This window comes from Anaerotardibacter muris (assembly GCF_943192915.1).
GTDB lineage: Bacteria > Actinomycetota > Coriobacteriia > Coriobacteriales > Eggerthellaceae > Anaerotardibacter > Anaerotardibacter muris.
In genome coordinates this window covers 88252-114070 of record NZ_CALPCD010000003.1, presented here as the reverse complement: position 1 = coordinate 114070, position 25819 = coordinate 88252, and the positions used below count along the sequence as shown (strand labels likewise).

22 protein-coding genes and 5 tRNA genes are annotated in these 25819 nt (G+C 53.1%); 3 read left to right on the top strand and 24 right to left on the bottom strand.

The window, feature by feature from the left end; genetic code table 11:
- Window positions 1-54 precede the first annotated feature (54 nt).
- From NFR25_RS03655 to rnd, 5 genes are all read right to left on the bottom strand, one after another.
- Window positions 55-1293 carry an acetate kinase gene (locus NFR25_RS03655; protein ID WP_251197890.1) on the bottom strand — a complete coding sequence of 413 codons (1239 nt, stop codon included), beginning with the start codon at window positions 1291-1293 and terminating at the stop codon, window positions 55-57.
- A gap of 295 nt (window positions 1294-1588) precedes the next feature.
- Window positions 1589-1837: an exodeoxyribonuclease VII small subunit gene (gene xseB, locus NFR25_RS03650; protein WP_251197889.1), complete on the bottom strand. Its 249-nt coding sequence runs from the start codon at window positions 1835-1837 to the stop codon at window positions 1589-1591.
- A gap of 57 nt (window positions 1838-1894) precedes the next feature.
- Entirely contained in the window at window positions 1895-3343 is a 1449-nt protein-coding gene (gene xseA, locus NFR25_RS03645) for an exodeoxyribonuclease VII large subunit (RefSeq protein ID WP_251197888.1), read from the bottom strand.
- 8 nt (window positions 3344-3351) lie between these two features.
- Window positions 3352-4008 (bottom strand): zinc metallopeptidase, encoded by a 657-nt coding sequence (locus NFR25_RS03640; protein WP_251197887.1) that lies wholly within the window; start codon window positions 4006-4008, stop codon window positions 3352-3354.
- Window positions 4009-4112: 104 nt separating this feature from the next.
- Complete coding sequence (gene rnd, locus NFR25_RS03635) at window positions 4113-5273, bottom strand: ribonuclease D (RefSeq protein WP_251197886.1); 1161 nt, start codon at window positions 5271-5273, stop codon at window positions 4113-4115.
- Between the two features lie 158 nt (window positions 5274-5431).
- Here rnd and NFR25_RS03630 point away from each other — a divergent pair, with 158 nt between their 5' ends.
- Window positions 5432-6346 carry a diacylglycerol/lipid kinase family protein gene (locus NFR25_RS03630; protein ID WP_251197885.1) on the top strand — a complete coding sequence of 305 codons (915 nt, stop codon included), beginning with the start codon at window positions 5432-5434 and terminating at the stop codon, window positions 6344-6346.
- Between the two features lie 210 nt (window positions 6347-6556).
- Here NFR25_RS03630 and NFR25_RS03625 read toward each other — a convergent pair whose 3' ends face one another.
- From NFR25_RS03625 to NFR25_RS03595, 7 genes are all read right to left on the bottom strand, one after another.
- The gene (locus NFR25_RS03625; RefSeq protein WP_251197884.1) at window positions 6557-7375 is read right to left on the bottom strand and encodes a TerC family protein; all 819 of its coding nucleotides are present in this window, start codon (window positions 7373-7375) and stop codon (window positions 6557-6559) included.
- Between the two features lie 50 nt (window positions 7376-7425).
- Window positions 7426-7499: transfer RNA gene (locus NFR25_RS03620), tRNA-Cys, on the bottom strand.
- 45 nt (window positions 7500-7544) lie between these two features.
- A tRNA-Gly gene (locus NFR25_RS03615) sits at window positions 7545-7620 on the bottom strand.
- Between the two features lie 85 nt (window positions 7621-7705).
- Window positions 7706-7781 (bottom strand) — tRNA-Gly (locus NFR25_RS03610).
- 18 nt (window positions 7782-7799) lie between these two features.
- Window positions 7800-7874, bottom strand: a tRNA-Val gene (locus tag NFR25_RS03605).
- Between the two features lie 80 nt (window positions 7875-7954).
- A complete protein-coding gene (locus NFR25_RS03600) occupies window positions 7955-8716 on the bottom strand; it encodes an aspartate/glutamate racemase family protein (RefSeq protein ID WP_251197883.1) in 762 nt (253 codons plus the stop codon).
- Window positions 8717-8744: 28 nt separating this feature from the next.
- Window positions 8745-9974 (bottom strand): NAD/NADP-dependent octopine/nopaline dehydrogenase family protein, encoded by a 1230-nt coding sequence (locus tag NFR25_RS03595; RefSeq protein WP_251197882.1) that lies wholly within the window; start codon window positions 9972-9974, stop codon window positions 8745-8747.
- A gap of 284 nt (window positions 9975-10258) precedes the next feature.
- On the opposite strand from NFR25_RS03595, the gene NFR25_RS03590 reads away from it, so the two are divergent.
- A complete protein-coding gene (locus tag NFR25_RS03590) occupies window positions 10259-11095 on the top strand; it encodes a MetQ/NlpA family ABC transporter substrate-binding protein (RefSeq protein ID WP_251197881.1) in 837 nt (278 codons plus the stop codon).
- Between the two features lie 96 nt (window positions 11096-11191).
- The gene (locus tag NFR25_RS03585) at window positions 11192-12160 is read left to right on the top strand and encodes a LysR family transcriptional regulator (RefSeq protein WP_338024379.1); all 969 of its coding nucleotides are present in this window, start codon (window positions 11192-11194) and stop codon (window positions 12158-12160) included.
- 31 nt (window positions 12161-12191) lie between these two features.
- On the opposite strand, the gene NFR25_RS03580 is transcribed toward NFR25_RS03585, so the two are convergent.
- From NFR25_RS03580 to NFR25_RS03525, 12 genes are all read right to left on the bottom strand, one after another.
- Complete coding sequence (locus NFR25_RS03580) at window positions 12192-13130, bottom strand: cation diffusion facilitator family transporter (RefSeq protein ID WP_251197880.1); 939 nt, start codon at window positions 13128-13130, stop codon at window positions 12192-12194.
- A 71-nt stretch (window positions 13131-13201) separates the two neighbouring features.
- Window positions 13202-13291: transfer RNA gene (locus NFR25_RS03575), tRNA-Leu, on the bottom strand.
- A gap of 132 nt (window positions 13292-13423) precedes the next feature.
- Window positions 13424-13684, bottom strand: coding sequence for a preprotein translocase subunit SecG (gene secG, locus NFR25_RS03570; RefSeq protein WP_251197879.1), 261 nt, complete (start codon window positions 13682-13684; stop codon window positions 13424-13426).
- A gap of 75 nt (window positions 13685-13759) precedes the next feature.
- Complete coding sequence (gene gpmI, locus NFR25_RS03565; RefSeq protein ID WP_251197878.1) at window positions 13760-15319, bottom strand: 2,3-bisphosphoglycerate-independent phosphoglycerate mutase; 1560 nt, start codon at window positions 15317-15319, stop codon at window positions 13760-13762.
- Between the two features lie 11 nt (window positions 15320-15330).
- Complete coding sequence (gene tpiA, locus NFR25_RS03560) at window positions 15331-16104, bottom strand: triose-phosphate isomerase (RefSeq protein ID WP_251197877.1); 774 nt, start codon at window positions 16102-16104, stop codon at window positions 15331-15333.
- A 10-nt stretch (window positions 16105-16114) separates the two neighbouring features.
- Entirely contained in the window at window positions 16115-17299 is a 1185-nt protein-coding gene (locus NFR25_RS03555; protein WP_251197876.1) for a phosphoglycerate kinase, read from the bottom strand.
- A 119-nt stretch (window positions 17300-17418) separates the two neighbouring features.
- Complete coding sequence (gene gap, locus NFR25_RS03550; protein ID WP_251197875.1) at window positions 17419-18423, bottom strand: type I glyceraldehyde-3-phosphate dehydrogenase; 1005 nt, start codon at window positions 18421-18423, stop codon at window positions 17419-17421.
- A 205-nt stretch (window positions 18424-18628) separates the two neighbouring features.
- Complete coding sequence (whiA, locus tag NFR25_RS03545) at window positions 18629-19579, bottom strand: DNA-binding protein WhiA (protein WP_251197874.1); 951 nt, start codon at window positions 19577-19579, stop codon at window positions 18629-18631.
- A 9-nt stretch (window positions 19580-19588) separates the two neighbouring features.
- Window positions 19589-20713: a gluconeogenesis factor YvcK family protein gene (locus tag NFR25_RS03540; RefSeq protein WP_251197873.1), complete on the bottom strand. Its 1125-nt coding sequence runs from the start codon at window positions 20711-20713 to the stop codon at window positions 19589-19591.
- Complete coding sequence (gene rapZ, locus NFR25_RS03535) at window positions 20710-21663, bottom strand: RNase adapter RapZ (RefSeq protein ID WP_251197872.1); 954 nt, start codon at window positions 21661-21663, stop codon at window positions 20710-20712. The genes NFR25_RS03540 and rapZ overlap by 4 nt, the downstream gene beginning before the upstream one ends.
- Window positions 21664-21668: 5 nt before the next feature.
- Entirely contained in the window at window positions 21669-23690 is a 2022-nt protein-coding gene (gene uvrC / locus NFR25_RS03530) for an excinuclease ABC subunit UvrC (RefSeq protein WP_251197871.1), read from the bottom strand.
- 48 nt (window positions 23691-23738) lie between these two features.
- Window positions 23739-25772, bottom strand: coding sequence for a Na+/H+ antiporter (locus NFR25_RS03525; protein WP_251197870.1), 2034 nt, complete (start codon window positions 25770-25772; stop codon window positions 23739-23741).
- Window positions 25773-25819 lie beyond the last annotated feature (47 nt).

Below are 25819 nucleotides of genomic sequence, written 5' to 3'. Positions count from 1 at the left end.
AAAGACCAGCCTGGACGCATGGCTACGACCAAGCTGGACCAAACACACAGAAGTTTATACGAATTCGTTCTGGACCGCCGAAATAGGAACGATCTGAGAATTCTCATGGATGATCTCGTATGTATCGCGCGCGATCATGTATTCTTCATCGGTCGGGATGACGATGATGGCAACATCGGAGTCATCTTGCGAGATGATGCGCTCGAAACCGCGCTGCTTGTTCTTCTCTTGATCGAGGATAATGCCAAGGGGCTGCCAACCCGTGAAGATCATGCGACGCATCTTCTGACAATTCTCGCCCACGCCTGCGGAAAGTACGATGACATCGGCACCCGACATGAGCGCCATGTACTGACCGATGTACTTCTTGCAGATGGAGGAATACATTTCGTAAGCAAGGATCGCACGTTCATCGCCCGCATTGGACGCATCGCGCACCATGCGCAAATCATTACTGATGCCAGAAACGCCAAGCAAGCCTGATTGCTTGTTCAGGATATTGTTCATCTCTTCAGCGCTCAAGCCTTCGTGCTCCATGAGGAAGGTAACGATAGCGGGATCGATGGAACCAGAGCGCGTACCCATCATCAGACCATCGAGCGGAGTGAATCCCATGGAAGTATCGATCGGCACACCATGATCGATAGCAGCGATGGAGCAACCATTGCCAAGATGGCAGGTGATGATGCGCAGGTCGCGAATGTCTTCACCTAGGATATCGGCCGCACGTTCGGAAAGGTAACGATGGGACGTGCCGTGGAAGCCGTATTTGCGGATGCCGTACTTTTCATAGTATTCGTACGGGATCGGATACATATACGACTTGGGAGGCATGGACTGGAAGAATGCAGTGTCGAACACGGCAACCATGGGGGTCTCAGGCATGAGCGCGCGGCAGGCTTCGATACCTGCAAGCGCTGCTTTGTTGTGCAAGGGAGCGAGTTCAGCAAGTTCATCGATCTTAGCGATGACCTCGTCGTCGATGAGCGCTGACTTCTTGAAGTATTCACCACCATGGACCACGCGATGGCCCACTGCGCCGATCTCGTCCAGGCTTTCGATGACCGCATCTTCGCCTGACAAGAGAGAATTGATGACCAGCTCAAGTGCTTCGGTATGATCCTTCAAGGGTTGCTCGACGCGTACTTCATTGTCGTCGACCACATGCTTGCGGATGCCATCGGGAGAACCTACGCGCTCGCAAAGACCGCGCGCAAGGACTTTGTTCGTATCGATATCGACGAGCTGATACTTAAGGGATGAAGAGCCCGCATTGATAACGAGGATGTTCAACGAAACTCCTTCCAGAGGTGTTCATACGATTATACGTTGCTGGTTAGGAGCTACTTTAGCGGGCTAGAGCCTTATTCGGTAACTGGGATGCTGCGGCTGTAAGGTAAGACTGCATAACTTACCCGTTTCGCTGTTCACCTTCGGCTCATGCGCTGCACTGCCTCATGCGTTATTACGTGAATTCAGCTTTGCTGAATTCTGGATTGGAATTTAGTGTTCAGAGTAAGTTCTGCACCCATACCCTACAGCCACAGCACTGCACTCACCTTAGTTGAATGTAGTGCTGTTGATGGATCTAGGCTTTCGACAGTTCAGTATCTGTCTGAGCGTCGTCTACTGAAGTGTCGAGCTCACCCATCAAGACCTCCACTTTTTGCTGGGCATCAGCAAGGCTCGTCTTCAGATAACGAAGCAGCGCTACGCCGCGTTCATATTTGGTCAAGCTCTCTTCAAGTTCCAAGGTGTTGCTCTCGAGCGCTTCAACGATAGCGTTGAGCTCATTCATCGCTTCTCGAAAGGTAAGGTTCATCGGTTCTTCGGCCATGGTCTCTCCTTTTTGACTGTGTTGTGAAATGGAAGATGGATTCGGTGATGGCAGCGATCAGGGTAGGTCCTGGATCGCTATCAAGGGATTCGGTGTGGTCTCATCTACGGTGCAATCGATGACACCATCGGTCACTTGGACCGCTAGCTTCGCACCAGGCTTGGTCTGATCGATCGAGCGCACTACCCCACCTCGATCATCCTTGGTTATGGACCAACCGCGCTCGAGCGCTGCTAGTGGAGAAAGGTCCTGTAAGCGTGACGTGATGAGCGCAGCGCACTGCTTGTACGGATCGAGCAAGGTCTTGCCCGTTTGGTTGAGCGCGAGCGAACGCAATGAAAGGGCATGCTCATGCACGGTCAGCTGATTGCCAAGCGTTGAATTCAAACGTTGCGCCGCTTGAACAAGCGCGCGCTTCTGGTCTTCGAGGCTTTGCGGGATCGCACGGCCTAAGCGAAGCTGCATCTGCTCAAGCCTTGATGCATCCGTAACACCGAATCTGCCCATGCTTTGCTCAAGACGGGTCTGATAATGGTCGGCAAGCTGCAGGTCATTCGAGAATAGATAGTTCGGGTCACGGAAGATCGGACGCGATTCATAAGCTTGCACGTAATTGATCGAACGGCTGATGCGATGCGTGAAGACCGCGGTCATGCGCTGTGCCATCGAATCGAGCGTTGCGAATAGGTCTTCCTTGCTGGGACTAACCGCCTCTGCAGCTGCTGTTGGTGTTGAAGCGCGCAGGTCAGCCACCATATCAGCGATAGAAGTATCGGGTTCGTGTCCGATGCCGGTGATAATGGGCACAGGGCTTGAAGCGATGAATCGAGCAAGCGCTTCATCATTGAAGGGCATGAGGTCTTCGAAGGAGCCACCACCACGAACGAGCAGCACTTCTTCAGCACCTGCTTGGATGACGGTCTGAAGACCCTGGATAAGACCTTGTGCAGCCTGCTTGCCTTCAACAGGAACGCCAGCGAACAAGATGGTGGCCAGCGGATAACGACGACGAAGCGTGCGCAGAACATCATGGACCGCAGCACCTCGAGGCGAGGTGACCAAACCGATGCGCTGGGGGTACGGTACTACGGGGCGCTTGCGGGCTGCATCCATCAAGCCTTCATTGCGTAGCTTCAGCGCTAGTTGCGCCACTTGCGCGCGCAAGTCACCTTCGCCAGCCAAACGGAGCGAAGAGACATCGAAGTTCATACGCCCCTTTGGCGCGAAGATGGTGAAACGACCGACCACTTCCACCCGCGCACCAAGGCGCAAAGGCACGCCCGCACTCTTGTAGCGACTGATCCACATAAGGCATGGCAGCGAAGCGCTTTCGTCCTTGATGGTGAAGTAGACCGCCTTATAGCCAGGCTTTTGATTGAGTTCGCTCACCTCACCTACGATGTGGAAGGTGTGCTCTGAAAGGACCGATTTTGCAATATTGACCGCGGCAGAAACGCTGAGCGCTTTGCGCTGGTTATCTGAGGAGCCCTCGCGGGTATCGACCATGCTTGCTCCTAGTTATCGCGTGCTGAGAGCAGATAGAGCAGCTGAAGTATAGAAACGAGCGCAGCAGCGACATAGGTGAATGCGCAGGCACGCAGGACGCTCCAAGCGCCCGCCTGCTCGCCGCCAGGGATACCCGTGGAAGCCATATAGTCCATGGCGCGATGAGAAGCATTGAATTCGACGGGAAGCGTAACGATCTGAAAGAGCACCGCTACCGCATAGAGGATGATAGCAAGATCAACCAAGCCCACAACGTTCAAGATGATGCCAGCGAGCAGGATGAAGATCCATGCATTGGAGGCAAGATTGACAGCAGGAACGAGCGCAGAGCGCACCTTCATGGGCTTATAGTCTTGAGCGAACTGGCATGCGTGACCAACTTCGTGGCACGCAGTTGCTGTTGCAGTGATGGATCGTCCATTGTAAGAATCGGGACCGAGCGTGATGGAATTGTCCTTAGGGTTGAAGAAGTCTTCACCATGCTTACCCATGCGTACCTCAACGCCTTGGATGCCGTAATAGTTCAACATACCCACCGCAACATCGCGGCCGGTCATGTTCGATGAATTCGGCACATGCGAGTACTTCGAAAGCTGTCGATTCACATACGCTTGTGCGCCAAAACCGATAGCAAGCGTGACCAAGATGAGCAGAAGATAGGACATAGGTTCTTCCTCCTTGAGGATACGTTCTTATGCTACAGGGCGAAACGCAAAGCGAATCGCGAATAAATTCGTATGATGCTCCACTTTAGCGTTAATCGATGGCGTTAATCTTGAGAGCTGACAATCTCCAAATTTCCGTCAGCGATCCGTAACAAGAGCTTGCCCGCAAGAAAATCGAGCAGTTCGTCACCGAGCAGGCGCCGACGCCAACCTTTGAGCAATTCGCAGTCATCGTAGTGACCACGCGCGAGCTTGGTAAGCTCAGCGTGCGAAGCAAGAGTTTGCGGAGCTATGTCATTCTCTTTAGCGCATTTGCGTGCCATACCGCTGAGCACATCAACGATCGCGTCAACGTTAGCTTCGCTTCGTGCCTTACCCTGGAGCACTGGGAGTTCATCTTTAGGTATGTCAAGCCCCTTCTTGATGCATTCAACCACTTCACGTGCATCGCTAGTCTTGAGCGAATCACGTAGCCCGCGCACCATGAACAATTCATCGAGCGTGCACGCTTCACGGCGACACGCTTCTACGATCTGTTCGTCTGAGACCACCCACTTACGCGGAATATTGCGCGATTGCGCTTTCAGCTCTCGCCATGCAGCGAATTCCCGTGCAGCAGAAAGCTGACGTGGTTTCAGCTGGTTCACACGCTTGAGCTTCTTGTAACGCGTATAAGGGTCGACAACATACTTCTCAGGACTGCTCAGTTCCTCGAAAGCATCCGTGAGCCAATCAAGGCGGTTCTTCTCTTCGAGCAGCTCTACCATCTTCTGATGGATCTCGGGCAGGTAGAGGACATCATCGGAAGCATACTGAACTTGCGAAGGTGAGAGCGGCCTGCGTGACCAGTCGGTGAAGGAGTCCTTCTTAGAAAGCTCGACACCACAATATTGCGAGACCAGCGTAGCGTAGGATGCTTGCTGGTTCTTACCGAGCAGCGTTGCGGCGATCTGCGTGTCGAACACGGGCGCAGGCAGAACACCCGTTTCGCGCAAGATGATATCCATATCCTGGGTACAAGCGTGGAATATCTTCACGATGCCTGGATCAGTGAGCGGGCGTGCGAGCACGTCAAGGTTGGTCACCGCAAGCGGATCGATGATAGCGATATGACCTTCGATACCGATCTGGATAAGGCAGGTCTTGGGATAGTATGTCTTCTCGCGCAGGAATTCAGTATCGATAGCCATATAGGGGCTGTTCATGCATGATTCCGCAAAAGTAGCCAGCGCAACATTCGATTCAATAAGCTGTGGTTCAATCATCGGGTCATCTTCTGTTCTTGAGCGTTTACGATGGCCGCCGCCTCCGCTGCAGATAGTGGTTCCTGCACCTGGCAACTTAACCATTGTGACCATAGTTTCGACAACGAACTACTATAATGCATTGCAGACGATTACGATTGGGCTTGAAGGGGTATCGGTTGAAAGTTCTCGTCATCCATAACATTGCCTCAGGTCATGGCGCGGGAGCGATCTATGACTTCATGCGTTGCTATGCTGAAGACGGCGATATGATCACCCTGCGAACGTTCAATGGTAAGACGCCTTTCATCGAACTGGTCGAAGATGCTCGTCATTATGATTTCGTAGTTGCGAGCGGTGGCGATGGGACCATTGCAGCAGTCACCTATGCACTGCGCTACACCAACATTCCTATCCTGCCCTTCCCTTCTGGCACGGCGAATCTCCTGGCCATGAACCTCTCTTCACCCACTGAACCGCACGCGCTGTGCAAGGTGGCCGACCAAGGTGAGACCATGTACTTCGATATCGGCGAGATCGTTGCTGGTGAAAGATCGCTCGGTTTCACCATCATGGCAGGCTGCGGTTACGATGAGATAATCATGCGTCTTGCCGAGCAACACAAGCAGCTACTCGGTCCCATGGCTTACTTCCACGCCGCATTCACCAACCCCACGCCACCTCATTCGCAATTCAGGCTGACCATCGATGGCGAAGTGATCGAAAGCGCCGGCATCGGCGTGGTATTCACGAACTTCTCGCGCCTGCAATTCGACCTGATGGTCTCCGATAAGAACCTGCCCCAAGACGGGCTGTTGGATATCGTCATCATCAAGACGAACACAGCGCTCGAACTTCTGCCTACACTACTGGCCAAGGCGGTCGATCATACGGGTAATCTGTCGAATAAGCTGGGAAATCTTGAGATCTATCGCGGACGCGAGGTGACCATCGAGGCAACGCCTGAGATGTATATGGAATACGATGGCGAACCAACGCGCATCCATACGCCCTTCACCGTACGCTGCTTGCCCAAAGCAGCCCGTTTCATCGTTTCAGAAGATTGCATCAAGTACTTCGAGAACCAAGAGTAGCGGTCCCGCAAGCACCAAGGCTACATGGGCAGGGTCTCGGATTCATCCGTTCCACTGTTCGCCCTTCGGGCTCATGCGCTGCACTGCCTCATGCTTTTTACGGAACCCAGCTTTGCTGGGTTCTTTTGTTTGATGGTGTTCAGAATGAATCTACGACCCTACCCATATATCCTTGGTGCTTGCGCACAAGATCAAAGACGGGGGCAAGGGCTAGGACTTGTCTAGCTCGCGATTCTTCTCTTCTACCCAGGCTTGGTAGTTCTTCTTGTAGCGCATCTGAATGAGCTGGATGATGACCGAGAACACCATGGCGAAGTAGACCATCAGCTTCTCTACGTGCATGTCGAGCAGCTCAACACCAGAATGGATACCCAGTCCATCAAGGGTGAGCAACACGCCGATCGTAACGATGAACACCAATGCCAAGATCTTGATCTCGGTATGGGTGTTGATGAAATTCGAAATAGCGTCCACGAAGATCATCATCAGCACCACGGCGATGATCACCGCCAAGATCATGATGATGAGGTGTTGTGCCAGCCCCACGGCAGTGATGACGGAATCGATGGAGAAGACCAGGTCCATGACCATGATGGTGACGATAGCCTGTCCTAAGCCGATGCTACCGCGCTTTTCACGCGATTCGTGCTCTTCCTTCTCTTCGGTAAGGTTCAAGACGCTGCGAAGTTCAACGATACCCTTATAGATAAGATAGATACCACCAACGAGCAATACCAGGTCACGTACGGAAAAGCCCATGGGTTCCCCATGGATCTCGATGAATGGGATGGTGAACAAGGGCTGGGTCATATGGACCAAGAACGATGCGAAACATAGGAAGATGATGCGCATCACGAGCGCACCGAGCAAACCAAGCTTGCGGCCGATGTGCTGTTTTTCGGGAGCTAGACGGTCGGTGGTGATGGCGATGAAGACCAGATTGTCCACACCGAGTACGATCTCTAAGAACAGCAGCGTGAGAAGACTGATCCAGGCTTCTGCTGTTGCGAAGATGGAAAGATCTATCACGAAAAACGCCATCCTTCAAAAAAAGACCGCAGTGCGGTCTTTCGTAAACTTGGAGGCGACGCCCGGATTCGAACCGGGGGTAAAGGCTTTGCAGGCCTCTGCCTTACCACTTGGCCACGTCGCCATAAAAAAGCCGTCAGCTGAAACGTTGGACGGCCCGGTCATGCACTGGAGCGGACGACGGGGTTCGAACCCGCGACCCTCACCTTGGCAAGGTGATGCTCTACCAACTGAGCCACGTCCGCGCGCAAGAACCAATTATACCGAAGAGCTAATCCAATGCAAGCTGGATAAAAATAAATGACCGGGATTAGCCGGTCATTGAAGATCTGGAGCGGACGACGGGGTTCGAACCCGCGACCCTCACCTTGGCAAGGTGATGCTCTACCAACTGAGCCACGTCCGCATATGTTATCTGTTTAAATGGTGGGCGATACTGGGATCGAACCAGTGGCCCCCACCGTGTCGAGGTGATGCTCTCCCGCTGAGCTAATCGCCCACTTAAACAGAGACGCTGAATACGTATCGCATCAGCGGTTGATTAGTATACTAGAACTGTTTTACGCGTCAAGTCCCCGCTTAAAAATATCCATAATATGGCGTTTGAACCAGGGCTGAATGCGCCCAGTTGATCATGGTGATGAAATCGTAGACGGGAAGCCCTGTTGCTGCTTGCATCGCATAGGCATAAGGCGGCAGATCACTGCATTCAAGCAAGAGAGCACCGACTTCAGGATGATCGGTTGCAACCTGCTTGGCAAGGGCGGCCAGATCGGCGGTAAGCTTGCCATTATCGAGTTCGTTCTTGCCCCAGCGGATCGGCGCGAAGCTCTCCATAGAGCCCACATCCTGCAACACGATGTCGTCCATCGAGGCACCTACCTGCGCAAGCACCGAGTCGTTGATGTCGTCAGCGCTTGCAGCGAATACTGCGATCTTCTGGTTAGGCTTCAAACCAAGCTTGATGATGGGAAGCTGGCATAGGCTGGAGATGTACACAGGCACATCAACAGCAGCTGCGACCTTATCCTGAAAATGGACGAAGTACCCGCATGCACCAACGATCGCACGCACTCCTTCGGCTTCCAGCTCCTTCGCAGCAGCTATGACGATATCTTCTAGTTCAGCTGCGCCCTGGAAGAGCAATTCGATCTCGAATTCCACCTTCTTATAGAGCACCGGAAAATCATAAGTAGTAGCGTTCACTACGTTGCCTGGCAGCTTCGGATACTTCAGATCGATCGCGATCACACCGATAGCATGACCAGAAGTATAGTGAGCTGGCACCGCGAACGTTTCATCGAGGTGCGCTGATGTGGTGAGAGCTTTTTGCCAGGTCATAAGATGATCCTTGATCGTTTTCGGAGGTCTATTCAGTGTAGGTACCGTCGTTCAAGTAAGCCAGCAACTGGTCCTTGTCCATATGTCCGATGCCCAAGTCTTCGAGCTTCAAGCCCGACTCGAAGTAGTTGGTCTTGTTCATTACGCCACCAAGCACGATCATCGAATCGATGATAGGCGTAGGCACACCGAACTTCTTGCCCAGTTCATGATAGACATGACAGCCTACTGGCACATCTTCAGTAACATAGCGATTCTGAATAGTGAACGGACCAGTGCCGTAGCCCACTTCCCATTCCTCATCGAAAGGAACGGTGCAGCCCTCGCCCATGTATTCCTGGCCGAGCACGCTGGTGCGCTGATAGAACACTTCCTTGTCAAAAGGCTGAATGCCCACACCGATAGCTTCAGCCAGCGCGATCTCTTCGTTATAGAACCGGTACTGCACTTCAGAGATGGATGGGCAGAAACTATGGCTATAGATACTGTAGTCATGCTTGTTCATGTGAAGCACGGTGTTGAAGTTCTCCATGGTGGAGACGCCCAGTACAGTGCCGGGAACGTGGATGACCGGATTCACGTTCGAAAAACCAATGTCGAGCACGGTGTTGCCACCGACCACGCCTTCACCTTCAGTGATGGCATCAAAGCAACCGAGCGCCTTGGAGCTTTCCAGGAAGTCTTCCTGGTCGGTCATAGGAAGTGCGGCACCACGCAACGTAATAGCGCGATAGACCAAGCTGACATGCGCATTCATCACGCCACCTTCAGCATCGACGCGCGTGCCATAGGGAGCGCTGGACCAGCCACCGATGACGACCTTTTTGGTGCAACCCATTTCGCGCATCATCTTGCGCAGCTTCAGGGTGCCGTAATTATCAGGGATGATGTGAATGATCTGGCCATCTTCCAAGCACGGAATGAGCGCCTTGAAGAATACTTCGTGAGCGACCGAAGGAATGCCCACGATGATGAGCTTAGCGCCCTTCACGGCTTCTGCGATGGAATTGGTGACCATAGCAAAACGACCGCGGCCATAACGCTCGAACCCGAATTTGGTCTGCGTGCCAGGAAGCTTCTGACCGATGATGATGCCCGTGCGCTCAACGGTTCCCAAAGTGCTCTCGAAGAATGGATCGAGGTCGCAAATGCGCACCTCTTGTCCTGCTAGTGCGCAATCCGCACCGCAAGTCTTCCCCACTGCACCACCGCCAAGAACCGCGATAGGGGCATTGCGCAATTCGTTCACATCGACCATAAGACAACCTTTCTTAAGAGGTATCAGTTAGTAATGAAAGTGTATCTATCATAGACCAAAAGCGCGGTGCGGTTAAGGGCGGTTTTCAAGGTGAACGGAAGACGGTATTTCGGTTAGTTTTGAATAAAATACCAGCTCAACGATCACTATAACCAGTTACAAGAAGCGCTGATAGCAAAAAGCATTGTGCGCTCTTGGACGCTTCACTAGACTAGGCAACGTTGAAAACGCCTTGTGAGCTTCGCCGCTCATCCCAGGCGAAGCTTTTGAAGAAAGGAAATGAAATGACAAAGGCAAAACAGTTCCCCAAGCTCTTGGTCACAGCCGTGGCCGCGATCGCACTCTCGCTCGTTGCTCTGACAGGCTGCTCGGGCGGAAACTCCTCTGAAGAAGACAAGACCATCACCGTGGCTGCGGTCCCCACTCCACATGCCGAGATCCTGACCGAAGTTGTTGCTCCAGCACTTGAAGAACAGGGCTACACCCTGGAAGTGAAGGAATTCACCGACTACGTTCAGCCCAACACAGTGACCGAAGCTGAAGAAGTCGATGCGAACTACTTCCAGCACAAGCCTTACCTAGATAACTTCAATGAGGAACAGGGCACCCATCTGGTCGACGTGGTAGGCGTCCACTATGAGCCCTTCGGACTCTACTCCACCAAGTACACCGATCTTTCTGAGCTTCCTGATGGTGCCACCATCGCTGTTCCTAACGATGCAACCAACGAAGCTCGTGCTCTGCTGCTGCTTCAGGACGAAGGTCTGATCACGCTCTCTGAAGACGCTGGCATCACCGCCACCCCGAACGACATCGTGGATAACCCCAAGAATCTGAAGTTCAAGGAACTGGAAGCTGCTGTTGTTCCTACCGTGATCGATGACGTTGACGTTGCTGGCATCAATGCGAACTATGCTCTTGAAGGCAACCTGCTCGATAAGATCCTGGCAAAGGAAACAAGCGACTCCCTTGCTGCTCAGACCTATGCGAACCTGCTGGTCGTGAAGGATGGCAACCAGGATAGCGCGAAGATCAAGGCGCTTGCCGAGGTGCTCAATAGCGATGCGGTCCGTGACTACATCAACGATAATTATCAGGGTGCAGTACTGGCCGTCTTCTAGGAATCCCCTGCCAAATACACTCGAAAGGCCTGACACCTGTCAGGCCTTTCTACTTTATAAGGTACAATGACCTCAGTTCGTGAACGGAGAGGCTATATGCAGTCGAATCTGACGCTACAACAATTGCGCTATATCACCGAAGTGGTGGAATGCGGCTCCATCAATGCTGCAAGCCAGAACCTCTACGTGTCCCAGCCTGCGCTCTCTACAGCCATTAAGGATGTTGAACAGGAACTGGGGATAGAGATCTTCAACCGCAGCAATCGCGGTATCACGCTCACCAATGAAGGTATGGAGTTCGTAGGCTATGCGCGCCAGATCTTGGAGCAGGTAAGCCTGCTCGAGTCACACTACAGCAACTACGCAGGCGGCTCGATCGGCAAGCTCTCTATTTCCTCTCAACATTATGCATTTGGCGTGAAGGCCTTCGTTGACCTGGTCGAAGAATACGACAAGGATGAATATGAATTCACGCTGCGCGAAACGCGCACATCAGAGATCATCGAAGATGTGAAGAGTTATCGTAGCGAACTGGGCATTCTGTATCTAAGCACCTTCAACAATCGTGTTATCTCAAAGGCGATCACTGACGCAGGGTTGGAATTCGTGCCGCTCTTCGCAGCAGAACCTCACGTGTTTGTAGGTGAACACCACCCGCTCGCGAATGAGCAGCGCATCTCCCCCGACCAGCTTGAAGAATTCACCCGCTATTCCTTCGAGCAGGGCTCGAACAATTCATTCTTCTTCTCAGAAGAACCGCTGAGCCACCTACCCCACAAAAAGCAAATCACCTATTCTGATCGCGGCACGCTTTCAAACTTGCTCACGAATTTCGATGGCTACACCATTTCCACTGGTGTGTTATCCGATGAAATGAACGCCGGCATCGTGGCGATTCCACTCGAATCGGACGAGAAAATGACCGTAGGCTATATCCATCAGGCAAACAGCGAGCTCAGTCCACTGGCGAAGCTCTATATCCAGAAGCTACGCGCCTACATTGAGGCAAACCCCACCGTAAGCACCTATATCGAATATCAAGCCCCCGAAGGCGCCAACAACTAAGAGAAGCGCACTATCAACAGCGATCAGCTAACTATCTAATTGCTTCTTTAACTTTATCGTGGTGAGGGAATTCACGATGCGCTTCATCGTCGGGCTCTACGTGAATCAAGATGTCTTGGACTTCGGGATAAGCATCGCTGATGACGCTTTCAATATGGTCGACCAATTGATGTGAGGCCTGTACGGTCATGTTCGGATCGACCAGCACATGCAGGTCAAGATAGATCTCGTTCTCAAGGCCGCGCGTGCGCACTTCGTGGGCTTCGCGCACACCATCGATGCTCTCGACCAGTTCGCGCACTTCTTCTTCAGGAATACGAGCCCCATCCGCAAGCGTAGCAAAAGAATTCTTGAAGATATCGAAGGCTGTGAGCAAGATGGCCACCATCACCACCAAGGCCATGATGTCGTCTGCCATCTCGATACCGCAAGCGACCAGAATGAGCCCCACGATAACACCGATGGAAACAAGCGCATCAGAGAGCGTATGAGCCGCGTCAGCCTTCAGGATATCGCTCTTCAGCCGATTACCCATACGGCGCTCGTAGGTGGTAACCCCTACGTTCACGATGAGCGTCCCTACCATGACGATGAACGATATAGGGGTAACTTCAGTGTGGTAACTCCCCTGCACCAGCGACACGACCGCACTCGAGCCAACTTGATAGGCAGCGAAGATGAGCATGAGCCCGATGATGAGCGACGCAAAGGTCTCAAGCTTGAAATGACCATACGGGTGGTCACGGTCAGCCGGACGCATGGCTAAGCTGATGCCAATGAGACCCACTACGTTACCCGCTGAATCGAAGATAGAATGGATGCCGTCTGCCTGCATCGCTGCAGAATGTGAGATGGTGCCATAGATGAACTTCGCCAGCGCCACTGCTAAGTTCAGCAGCAACACACCTAAGAGCACACGCTTGATGGCTTGCGTACGGGCGTTTTCAGCTTGTGAACTCAAGGCTGCCATGCCTAGCATCTTCCCTTCTGTGGCATCCACATACGAAAAAGGCTCCCAACTGGGAGCCTTAAACTTTTAGCTGGTGTCGGAGGCGGGATTTGAACCCGCACACCCGTTCAAATGGGCACTAGCACCTCAAGCTAGCGTGTCTGCCGTTCCACCACTCCGACGTGTTTTCAGCGTTGTCTATCTTATCAAAAGTTAGCGTTTCTGCAAGCGATCATGGATCATTTTCTTGCGGAAGGGTCGAACCGCAGATAAGACCGAAAATGAAGCCACTAAAGCTGAAGTCAATAAATGATCTATTGACCAGGATTGATGGTACCGTGCGGGAACACGATCATCAGTACGATGAGCGAAACGATGAAGACCGCGACCAGAACGATGGTGATACGATCCAAGTTCTTCTCAACGATGCTCGTTCCCTGATTGGTGCCATAAACGCTCGATGCGATCATGTCAGAAACACCAGTTCCCTTGCCCGAATGGAGCAAGATGAAGATGATCAGCCCGATGCCCGAGAGCACGAGCAGAATAGAAAAGATGATTGCTAATGGTGACAAAGTTATCCCTTATCTCATACGTTTAAGCCATACAAATAGACAATTATGGCAAAGTGCGAACCATAATTCAAGCAGCTACTTCACAAGTAAAGAGCCAGCGGTCATCTCTTCAGGCACTGCGATCCCGATCATTTCCAACAGCGTGGGTGAGATGTTCGCCAGAATACCACGCGTATCTTTGAGCGAATAGCCCTTTTCTGCTGCATCTACCAGAATGAACGGAACTGGCGCGGTGGTATGCGCCGTGAAAGGTGTGCCATCTTCTGCGATCATGCAATCTGCATTGCCGTGATCTGCCGTGATGAGCGCTACGCCGCCTTTGCGCCTGATAGCCTCGACCACTTTGCCCACGCCATCATCGACCGCTTCGACCGCTTTGACAGCAGCATCGATCACACCCGTATGGCCCACCATGTCGCAGTTCGCGAAATTGACGATGTAGACATCTGCTTCATCGTTGTCGATCGCAGCCACGAGCGCATCAGTCACCTCAGGTTCGCTCATCTCAGGTTGCAGGTCATACGTTGCAACCTTGGGTGAAGCGATGAGCTTGCGCGTTTCGAGCGGCTTGGGATCCTCCACACCGCCATTGAAGAAGAATGTGACGTGCGCATACTTCTCGGTCTCGGCGATGTGATACTGGCGAAGCCCGTGTTCAGAAAGGATATCAGCCAGCACATGGCTGGGATTCTCCTTCGGGAAAGCGATCGGCGCAGGAATGGTGGGGTCATATTCGGTCAAGCACACGAACGTGAGCTTCCCCCAACGAGGACGATCGAAATGGTCGAATGCTTCATCACAGATAGCACGGGTTATCTCGCGTGCGCGGTCAGGACGGAAGTTGAAGAAGATGAAAGCATCACCCGACTGTACCGCTTCACCAGTTAGATTAACAGGCACGATGAATTCGTCGGTCACGCCTTCAGCATAGGAAGCTTCAACGGCTTCGCGCGGGGTCTTGGTAGATGGGTTTTCGCCCAACCAGATGGAGCGCCATGCCTTCTCTACACGATCCCAACGATTGTCGCGATCCATCGCATAATAACGCCCACTGATCACGCCGATCTTCACATCAACGCGATCGTCACCTGAGAAGATCTCATCTATCTTCTGCTCCAACTGCTCGATATATTCGATGCCACTTTGAGGCGGAACGTCGCGGCCATCCATGAAGCAGTGCACGCGGATCTTTCGCACACCCTGCTGATTGGCCATCTCGAGCAGCGAATAGAGGTGTTCGTTGTTGGAATGAACACCACCATCAGAAAGCAATCCCATCAGATGAAGCGTAGAATCTGCCTTGACCACACCTTGCATGGCATCGACCAGCACCTCATTAGTGAACAGAGAGCCATCGGCACAGGCATTGTCAATGCGCGAAAGCTCTTGGAACACCGTACGACCTGCGCCGATGTTCAGATGGCCCACTTCGGAATTGCCCATCTGGCCATCAGGAAGACCAACAGGCTTGCCTGATGCATCCAGTTCGATATGCGGACAGCTTGCGAAGAGCGCATCAAGATTGGGCGTATTCGCCAAGCTGATGGCGTTGCCCTTGCCAGGTTCAGCAAGACCAAAGCCGTCCATGATGATGAGGCACGCGGGAAGCGTGAGCTCCGGGTTTTGTTCAGTCATAGATGAAGCTCCTAGGAAGCCTTTGCTGCAGCTTCGATGAGCTGCTTGAACGAATTCGCATCAAGGGAGGCACCGCCCACCAAGCCGCCGTCGATATCCTGCATTGCTAACAGCGAGTCGACGTTGCCCTGGTTCATGGAGCCGCCGTAGAGCACACGGACCGAATCAGCCGCTTCTTGCGTGAACGATCCAGCGATGGTTGCGCGAATAGCAGCGCAAACTTCTTCAGCCTGTTCTGGGGTTGCCGTACGGCCAGTACCGATAGCCCAGATAGGCTCATAGGCAACAACGACCTTGTCCAGGTCTTCAACATCAAGGCCAGCAAGCGCAGCACGAACCTGCGCAGTGACGAATTCGATGTGGCGTTCAGAATCGCGCACATTGAGCGATTCTCCCACGCAAACGATGGCATTGACCTTATTCAACACCAGCTCTTTGACCTTCAAGTTCACATCTTCATCGGTTTCGCCGAAGTATTCACGACGCTCTGAATGACCAACGATGCAATAGGTGCAACCCGCATCTTTGATCATAGGGATGGAGATCTCGCCCGTGTAAGCGCCAGAAGGCTCTTGGTGCACGTTCTGAGCGCCCAGTTCGATGTCGGTCTTATCGAAATCGAGCACGGTATGGACCGATTTGATGTCGATGGCGGGCACGCACAGTACCACGTCCACCTTGTCCCATTCACGATTGTAATAGTTGCAAAGCTGCTGAGAGAGCGCGATGGCTTCTGGGATGGTCTTGTTCATCTTCCAGTTGCCAGCCATGAGATACTTACGCATCTTATCCTCCTTATTTGAGCGCTTCTACGCCAGGCAGAAGCTCTCCTTGTACCAATTCCATCGAAGCGCCGCCACCTGTTGAGATGAAGGTCATCTTGTCGGCCAGATCGAACTGATTGACCGCTGCAACGCTGTCGCCACCACCGATGATGGTGTCAGCTTCGGTGTTGTTCGCCACTGCTTCAGCCACAGCACGCGTACCACCTTCGAACGATGGCATCTCGAACACGCCCATAGGCCCATTCCAGAACACGCTTGCAGCGCCCTGGATGGCTTCTGCATAGACGATAGCCGTTGCAGGCCCGATGTCCAGGCCCATCATGTCTGCCGGGATCTCTTCCACCATGCAAACATGGATCTTCGCATCGTTAGCAAATTCATCTGCGCAAACAACATCCAAGGGAAGCAGCAGCTCAACGCCTTTCGCTTCGGCTTTCTTGATCATATCACCGCAACGCTCGACCCAATCTTCTTCCATGAGCGATGTTCCTGTTTGGTAACCCTGTGCTTTCAGGAAGGTGAAGCACATACCGCCACCGATGATGAGCTTGTCGCACTTATCGATGAGCGCATCGATCACCTTCACCTTGTCAGAAACCTTAGAACCACCGAGGATTGCCACGAAAGGACGCTTAGGGTCATCGAGCATGGAGGTGAGCGTATTCACTTCGTTGAGCATAAGATACCCCGCATAGGCTGGCAGATAGTCGGCCACGCCTGCAGTGGATGCATGAGCACGATGAGCCGTGCCGAATGCATCGTTCACGTAGACATCCGCCAAGCTTGCCAGCTCTTTTGCGAACTGCGGATCATTCTTCTTCTCGCGCTTATCGAAGCGGATGTTCTCGAGCAAGACCACATCGCCATCTTCCATCGCGTCGACCGCTTCCTGGGCTCCAGGGCCCACAAGTTCGCGATTCAAGACGATATCCTTGCCCAGTAGCTCTTGTAAGCGACGAGCCACAGGAGCCAAGCTGAATTCCTCTTCGTAGCCTTCACCTGAAGGGCGGCCGCGATGGCTTACCAGGATAACCTTCGCGCCATCATTCACCAGTTTCTCGATGGTGGGAAGTGCGGCACGAATACGCGTGTCGTCGGTTACCTTCCCATCCTTCACCGGGGTGTTCAAGTCCACACGAACAAGGACCTTCTTACCCTTTGCATCAAGTTCATCGATGCTCTTGACCTTGGACATCAATACTTCCTTTCACAACAAAACGGGCAGAGTCTCCCCTGCCCGTTGATCTGGATCATGCCAATGACATTCCTGTATTCGACCGAGCTCTTGCTTGCCTGGTTGCTTACCTAAAGCGTTTACGGGAGCAAGATCTTCGCGAGGTCCTTCACACGGTTGGAATAACCCCATTCGTTGTCGTACCAAGAAACGATCTTCACGAAGTTACCTTCGCCGCCCAGCACCATAGTGAGCAGGCTGTCGAAGAGCGAAGAGTGGCTATCGCCCACGATGTCAGCCGAAACGATAGGTTCGTCGATGTAACCAAGGATACCCTTCATGGGGCCTTCAGCAGCAGCCTTCATAGCGGCGTTGATCTCTTCGATGGAAGCGTTCTTCTCGAGCTCGACCGTAAGATCGACCATGGAGCCGTCAGGAGTAGGAACGCGGGTTGCAAAACCATCGAGCTTGCCCTTGAGTTCCGGTAACACCAAAGAGACTGCACGAGCAGCACCCGTGGTGGTGGGGATCATGGACAGCGCAGCAGCACGAGCGCGGCGCAGGTCCTTATGAGGAAGATCGAGGATCTTCTGATCGTTGGTGTAGGAGTGGATGGTGTTCATGAAGCCACGCTTGATGCCGAAGTTATCCAGCAAGACCTTCGCAACAGGTGCAAGGCAGTTGGTGGTGCAGGAAGCGTTGGAGATGATGTTGTCAGTTGCAGGGTTGTACTTGTCGTCGTTCACGCCCATGACGATGGTGATGTCTTCGTTCTTCGCCGGAGCAGAGATGATCACCTTCTTGGCGCCTGCTTCCAGGTGAGCCTTCGCCTTGTCTGCATCGGTGAACAGACCAGTGGATTCAACAACCACCTCAACACCCAGTTCACCCCATGGCAGATCCTTAGGATCACGCTCAGAGAGCACCTTGACCAAACGGCCATTGACCTCGAAGCCCTCTTCACGAGCAACGACCTCTTCGAACACGCGGCCATGGATGGAGTCATATTTCAGAAGGTGGGCCATCGTAGGAATATCGCCCAGATCGTTGATAGCAACGACTTCAAGATCAGGATCGTTTTCCATCGCACGGAATACCAAACGGCCGATGCGGCCAAATCCGTTAATACCAACCTTGGTTGTCATAGAGTTCCCCTTTCACAGGTTCAGAGGCAAACGCCTTTTCATTGATCGAATGATCGGGACCGAAAGCCTGCCGCGCAGGGCGCGACAAAACAGCCGATCTGACTGAAACCATCATATCAGAAACGTGTTTCTTAAAGCATTCTTGCTGTGAATATGAGCGAATTTATACCCAGATTCTTAAGATTGACCAAAGTTAGGCGAATCATTAGGCGCGATGTTCGCTTCGTGCGATCTCTTGAGCAAGTTGATCAAGCCGGCGAACGCGATGGTTGATGGCCGATTTCGAGAGTGGAGGATCAGCTGCTTCACCTAGTTCTTTGAGCGTGGCATCGGGATAGGCCAAACGTAGCTTGATGTATTCTTGGAGCGCTTGGGGCAACACAGATATATCGCGATGATCGAGCACATAACGGATGGTCATGATCTGGTCGACCGAAGCAGCGGAAGCTTTTGCCTGGTTAGCGATCTCTGCATTCACGCGACGGTTCACATCGTTACGTACGCTCTTCACCACGCGTTCGTTCTCCATCTTCAACGCGCTTTGATGCGCACCCACCAAGGCCAGGAATGACGAGATGGCAGCACCGCTCTTCAAGTAGATAAGGTAGCTGTTACGACGCTGGATGACCTTCGCCTTGATACCGCGGTCTGCCAACATCGCAACTATGGCGTCAGCGGTCGCCTGGGTCTCCACCTTCAGTTCGAAATGAAAATCTCCACGCGGGTTGGAGATGAAGCCGCTGCCTAAGAAGACACCGCGTAAGTAAGCCGATGCGCAGCATTGTTTACGAATAAGGTCGGGGTCGATGCCACGCTCAAGCCCTTCGCCTTCACGACCCAACACGCCCAGCTTGATGAGCGCTTCGTTGAGGCCAGGCTGAGCAGGAACTTCTATGAGCCAGTTCGGCGTCTTATGCAGTACGCTGCGGCGCATGGTCAGATCGGTGGTGAGCTGATAGCTTTCATGGAGCGCTTTGATGATGAAGCGTGCCACCACAGGGGAATCGGTAGCGATCTCGAGCGCATACTTCCCCTGCCCTTTCATCAGCAGCGTGCCCTCGATGCGAATGAGCGCCGCAAGCGTGGCGTTTTCGCAATGGGAACACGTTGGAGCAACGCGAGAGAGCTCTTCTTTCACCTCGGTGGTAAAGGACATGACTGCGTTCTAGCCTTCAGTATTGAGCTTGAACACATCAGAGAACGCACCAGCCAAGGCACGGGGATCGTGCCAGGTGGGACGCTGCGGATCCACCATGTTGCGCACAAGCACCATGGTGCCATCGCGCTGGATCAGTTGGATGTCTTCGTGACTTATCTCCACGGGGCGAATGTGCGCAGTAAGGGGCTTGCCCTCTTTGCTCTCTTGGTGCGCAGACTGGAGCGCCGCACCACCCGCGATAGCCTCGAAACTGTCTTGGATATGCTGACGCGGGATCAGCTCATTTTCACTATGGATCAGCACATAATCAAGGTTCGACCCAATGCCATGGCGGCGCAGGGCATCCACATGCTCTAACGCTGAAAGACCCCAGGTCTCGCCCTGCTGGTCGGCCAAGCTGCACACGAAGATGGTCTTCGCTTTGGTCCGCTCGATAGCTTCAGGAATACCAGGAACCAACAGGTTCGGGATGATGGACGTGAACAGAGAGCCCGGACCGAGCACCACGAAATCAGCTTCGTAGATAGCACGGATCGCTTCCACATAAGGCATGGGTTGACCAGCGGATTCGAGCCACACCTCTTCAAGCGCGGTCTTGGATTTGCAAGCGGTAGCTTGACCATGGAGCGTACGTCCATCGAGTGTACGAGCGCACAATTCCACGTTGTTCAACGTAGAAGGATAAACATATCCGCGACAGTTCAGCAGATCGCCGCAGATCTTCACCGCTTCAGGAAACGAACCCGTTGCCTCTTCGAGCGCAGAGAGCATCAGGTTGCCAAGCGTATGGTTGCGCGCGAATTCGAAGCGATACTTGAATGCTTTGGTCATGGGGTCGTCGGGGTCTTCTGCAAAGGCTGCCAAACATTTACGAATGTCACCAGGAGGCGTGACCTTGGCTTCTGCGCGCAGGATGCCCGTTGAACCGCCGTCGTCTGCCATGGCAACCACGGCAGAAGTTTGCACACCCATGGAAAGCAGCGTACGAATGGAAACAGGCGCACCTGTTCCGCCACCGATGACCACTGCTTTGAGCTGCTTATATTCCTTTGGAAACTCCGGGCCATTCTGCTTCAAGGCCTTGAACTCTGTAGTGAGCGTAGCTTCCTGGATGAATGCACCCTCGCTCATTTTGTGGCCACCTTTTCGGTATCGGCCAAGGCGATATCGCGATGATACGCCGTAACGTTATAGCCTTCATCCTTCAGATAGTTCGCGGTCTGTTCGGCCAGAACTACGCTTCGATGCTGGCCGCCCGTACAGCCCACACCAATGGCAACATGGCGCTTACCTTCAGCAACATAGCCAGGCATGACCACGTCGAGCAAGTTCTTCCACGCCGCCAAGAACGATTCGGTCTCGGAGTTGTACATGACGAAATCGTGCACAGGTTCATCGAGGCCGGTCAAGGGACGCATCTCGGGGATATAGAAGGGGTTTGGCAAGAAGCGCACGTCAATGACGATGTCTGCATCAACGGGCGCGCCATGCTTGAAGCCGAAGGAATAGACCACCACGCTCATGCCCTCGCGCTTGGTCTCGCTGGAATACAGTTCGCGCAATCTATCGCGCAAGATCTTGGTAGAGATCTCTGAAGTGTCGATATAGAAATCGGCCATCTTCTTCAGGTCTTTGTTCAGCTCTCGTTCGCGCGCAATAGCTTGAGCGATGGAAAGATGGTTATCCATGCTCAAGGGATGTAGACGGCGCGAAGCCTTGTAACGCGCGATGAGCGCATCGTCTTTGGAGTCAAGGAACACGATGCGGTAGCTCAAGCCTGCAGCATCCAGGTTCGCTAACTCTTTCACCAGTTGATCGTAGTAGTACTGCGTACGGATCGGGCAAGCAATAGCCAGCTTGCGCGAGCCTTCGTTCTGGCCAGGGATGTTCGCCAAGCTAACAATGCTCATAATGAGCTCGGGCGGCAAATTGTCGATACAAAAATACCCCAGATCCTCGAAGGTGTGGACCGCTTCGGTACGACCCGCACCGCTCATGCCCGTGATGATGACCACATTGGGTTCATTGTCTTCAGGAATGGGTACGGATTGGGTTTCCTGCTTGATCGTTTCTTCGGCCATAGTGGTCATCCTTCTTCGACGCTGGCGTTCGCGGGCGAAATCGCTTCGGTTCTCGCTTCGGTCTCTACTTCGGTCTTTGCCTCGGTTTTCGCCTTGGTCTTAGTCTTCTCTTTGGGGGCGCTTTCATCTGCTTCGTAATGTCGCAAGACCGCATACAGGTCTTCTGCAACAGGGTCAGGTACTATTCTAGCAGCTTTGATCTCTTCCAAACTGGCTGCCTTCAAAGCACCGAACGAACCAAAATGCTTCAGGATCTGCTTCTTGCGCTTAGGACCGATACCAGGCACTTCATCGATGATGGACGTGGTCATGGCCTTACGGCGAAGCTCGCGGTGGAAGGTGATGGCGAAACGATGCGCTTCGTCACGAACCTGCTTAACCAGATAGAGGCTCGGACTGCCACCAGGCAACACCACGGGGCCACTTTCCTGCCATGGCACGAACAGCTCTTCATCGCGCTTCGCAAGACCTGCAACGGGAATGTCGTCCGCGCCCAATTCCTTCAGCTGCTTGAGCGCAGCCGTAAGCTGAGGCTTGCCACCGTCTACGATGATAAGGTCGGGCTTCTGGGCGAAACGAGCATCCTTCATCTTCTCAGGGTTGTAGCGGCGATCGAACACTTCGCTCATCATGGCAAAGTCGTTCGCCTCTTCGGTCTCCATACGGATCTTGAAACGGCGATATTGGCTCTTATCTGGCTTTCCGTTCACGAACACCACCATGGAAGCAACCGAGTGCTTGCCATGGATGGTAGAGATGTCGAAGCACTCGATGCGCATGGGAGGCTTATCCAGGGCCAGCGCGCTTTCAAGCTGCAACAGCGCCGCATTGATGCGATCGTCATCATAGTTGCTGCGCGCTTTATAACGCATCAGCACATGGCGCGCGTTGGTATTCGCCATTTGCAGCAATGCTGCCCGCTCCCCTCTTTGCGGGACCACGAAGCTTACCTTAGCGCCATGAGGGCTGTTCAGCTTTTCAGTGAGCCATTCTTCCATGACCTGGGCATCTTCAGGCATCTCATCCAAGATTATCTCGTGAGGGATGGACTCGGTCTGGTCGTAATAGCGCAAGATGAACATGCGCGAAAGATCTTCGAAGGGCACGTCCTTACCCTTATTGAAGATGAATTCATTGGTGTTGATCACCTTGCCGCCGCGTACGTTCAAAAGGGAGATGCCTGCAATGGTCTCTTCACGATAGATACCTATCACATCAGAATTCAGGTTCAGCGAGGAGACCACGTGCTGCTTGGACTCCAAAGAATTGATGGTGTCGATGCGCCCTTTGATGCGCGCTGCCTGCTCGAAATCCAATTCGGCGATGGCGTGTTCCATATTGGACTCAAGTTCATCAAGGAATTCCTTGTGCTGGCCTGAAAGGAAACGGCTCACGCGCTTCACTAATTCTTGGTAGTCTTCAGGGTTGATATCACCGCAGCAGGCACCAGGCCCCAAGCCAACATGAGCATCGAAGCAAGGGCGATCGGAAAGCTCCAATTCGTCATAAGGGCACGACTCTAGCCTACGCTTCAAGCGTCGCCAATCGGCACACGAAGAAGCGCAGATGGGCACGATACGCCGCGTGATGTCCACCAGTTCGCGTGCAGCACGGCTGTCGGTATAAGGGCCGAAGTAGCGCGTGTTGGCCTTGTGGGTCTCGCGCGTGTATTTGATGGCTGGGAACACATCGCCCGTGGTAAGCGCGATGAATGGGTAGCTCTTGTCGTCTTTGAAGTCGGCGTTGAAATACGGTGAATACTGGTTGATCAGGTTCTTTTCCAGCACCAAGCTTTCATGCTCGTTCTCCACCACGATGTATTCGAAGGAATCGATCTGGGAGACCAGCAGCGGGATCTTCTCGCGCGAATCTTGGAAGTTCACATATTGACGCATGCGCGCACGCAGCTGCTTGGCTTTGCCTACATAGATAACGTTGCCGTCCTTGTCCTTCCACAGGTAAACACCAGGAAGCGTAGGCACCGAAGCCAGTTGCTGCTTGATCTGTTCGAGCTTTGGATTTTCCATAAGATAGTTCGGATGGTATCACGCGGATGTGAACGTGCTATGGACTGGCTAGATATGATCGTCCAGGTCGAGCATCATCAGTGCAACGTTGTCGCGCATCTCCTTGGCTTGCTGGCGCGTAAGACGGCCCGCAGTGGCGTAGTCAGCGATAACTTCCAGTTCGATGAGCAAGCCCGTGCGCTGGATGGATTCCACGTTGGTGGTGGCCTGTTTCACTGCGCGATCCGCAAGGCCATCATTGGACTTCAACACCGCCAACGTGCGCTCATGCGCGATGAGCAGCTTCGCAACCACTTCACTGGGATAGCGCGGGTCATCCACCAGCGTGTGCAGATAATTGATGGCTTCACGCTCGCACGCGATACGGATGATCCTCTGAGCAACACTCTCTTCTTTGTCTTCCTTACGGAACAAGCTGAATACGCTGCTGGTAAGCTGCTTGAAGAAACGACTGATGGTCATCAGCACCATGCGCATGGATATGAAATGCTCCTTGCGATGCGTGAGCAAGTTCTTCTGATGCAGCAGCATGCGCAGGGTGGCAAAACCTTCGTAGGCATCGACTTCGTGCTGTTCGATAGCTTCGATGAGCATATTCGCTTGGTGGTTGATCACCTGGATCCTGATCTGGGTGGACGAAGGATGTTCAATATCGACCGAATCGCGGATCGAGGCGATGCGATTGTTGTACGAAGACACCACGATCTTGGTGGCGTAGTCGTTCTCTGGCGTAGATTCAGCAATAAGGCGTTCGATAACAGTACGCAAGATCTCGATGCGTGTCATCTCCAGTTCCGCGATCTCTTCTTCATCTTCTTCAGCATGCTTCGGCGCCAGAATAGGCAACGCAAAATTCGCTATCAGCAGCGTGCACAAGATAACGCCTGAAGCGATGAAGATGATGAGCGAGCGCTGCGGGAAAGCAGAACCATCGGAGAGCAAGAACGGGATGGAGAAGATGATAGAGAGCGTGATGGCGCCTTTTGGACCACCGACGGTGGTAACAAGGGCATTATGCAGCGTACGCTTGTTGATGCGATCGCGCTTATGCGTTTCTGGGTTCTTGGTGATGCGAAGCATGAGGATTGCCCACAGCCAGCGTAATACCACGATGAGCAGCGTGATGAGCAGCACGTAACCGATCAGCGCGATGTTATTGATGTAGACATCGTTCCAGATGGATTGCGTGGCCATAGGAAGCTGCATGCCCAAGAGCACGAACACGATGCCATTGAGCGTGAAGCCGATCACTTTCCATACGCTTGAGAGCGCGATGTTCAAGCTGGAACGATAAGGCGATATCTTACGATCGTTATAGAGCGACCACACGATGCCGCACGCGACCACCGCCAAGATGCCGCTCACATGGATGAGTTCGGACACCAAGAACACCACGAAGGGCATGGATATCTCGAAGAGCACATGGAAGGTGATGCTGTCAAGGCCCAGATCGCGCACCTTCGAAGAGATGAGCAGGAAGACCGCTGCCAGCAAGATGCCGAAGGCGATACCACCGAAGAAGCTGATAGCGAATGATTCTGTAGCATCGATCAGCGAGAACGCACCTGTGATAGCAGCTGCGATGGAGAACTGGAATGAGACAACGCCCGATGCATCGTTGATCAGCGCTTCACCCTGCAGGATGGCGCCTTCGCGCTTGCCCAGCGATGCTTCTTTGCGAAGAGATTGCACCGCTACCGCGTCCGTGGGACCAAGTGCTGCGCCCAAGGCGAATGCTGCAGCCAGCGGAATAGAAGGAATGAGCCAGTGGACCGTGAAGCCAACGCAGAGCGTGATAGCAAGCACCAGACCAATAGCAAAGGACACGATGGTCACACGGTTGTCCCATAAGTTCTTCTTGTTCGCTTCCTTTGCATCACTGAACAACAACGGCGCGATGAACAAGATAAGGAACAGCTCAGGTTCGATGTTGATGCTGATAGGTGAAAAAGCCAGAGCGGCAATAACAAAGCCCAGGCCAATCTGGATGAGCGGAAGCGAAACCTTGGGCACGATCTGATCGAGCACTGAAGACAACAGAACCGCCACTGCAAGCAGCAATATCAGTTCGAATGTTGCCAACGCTTCTTCCCTTTCAAAATCGTCACACTTCAATTCTACACTAATAG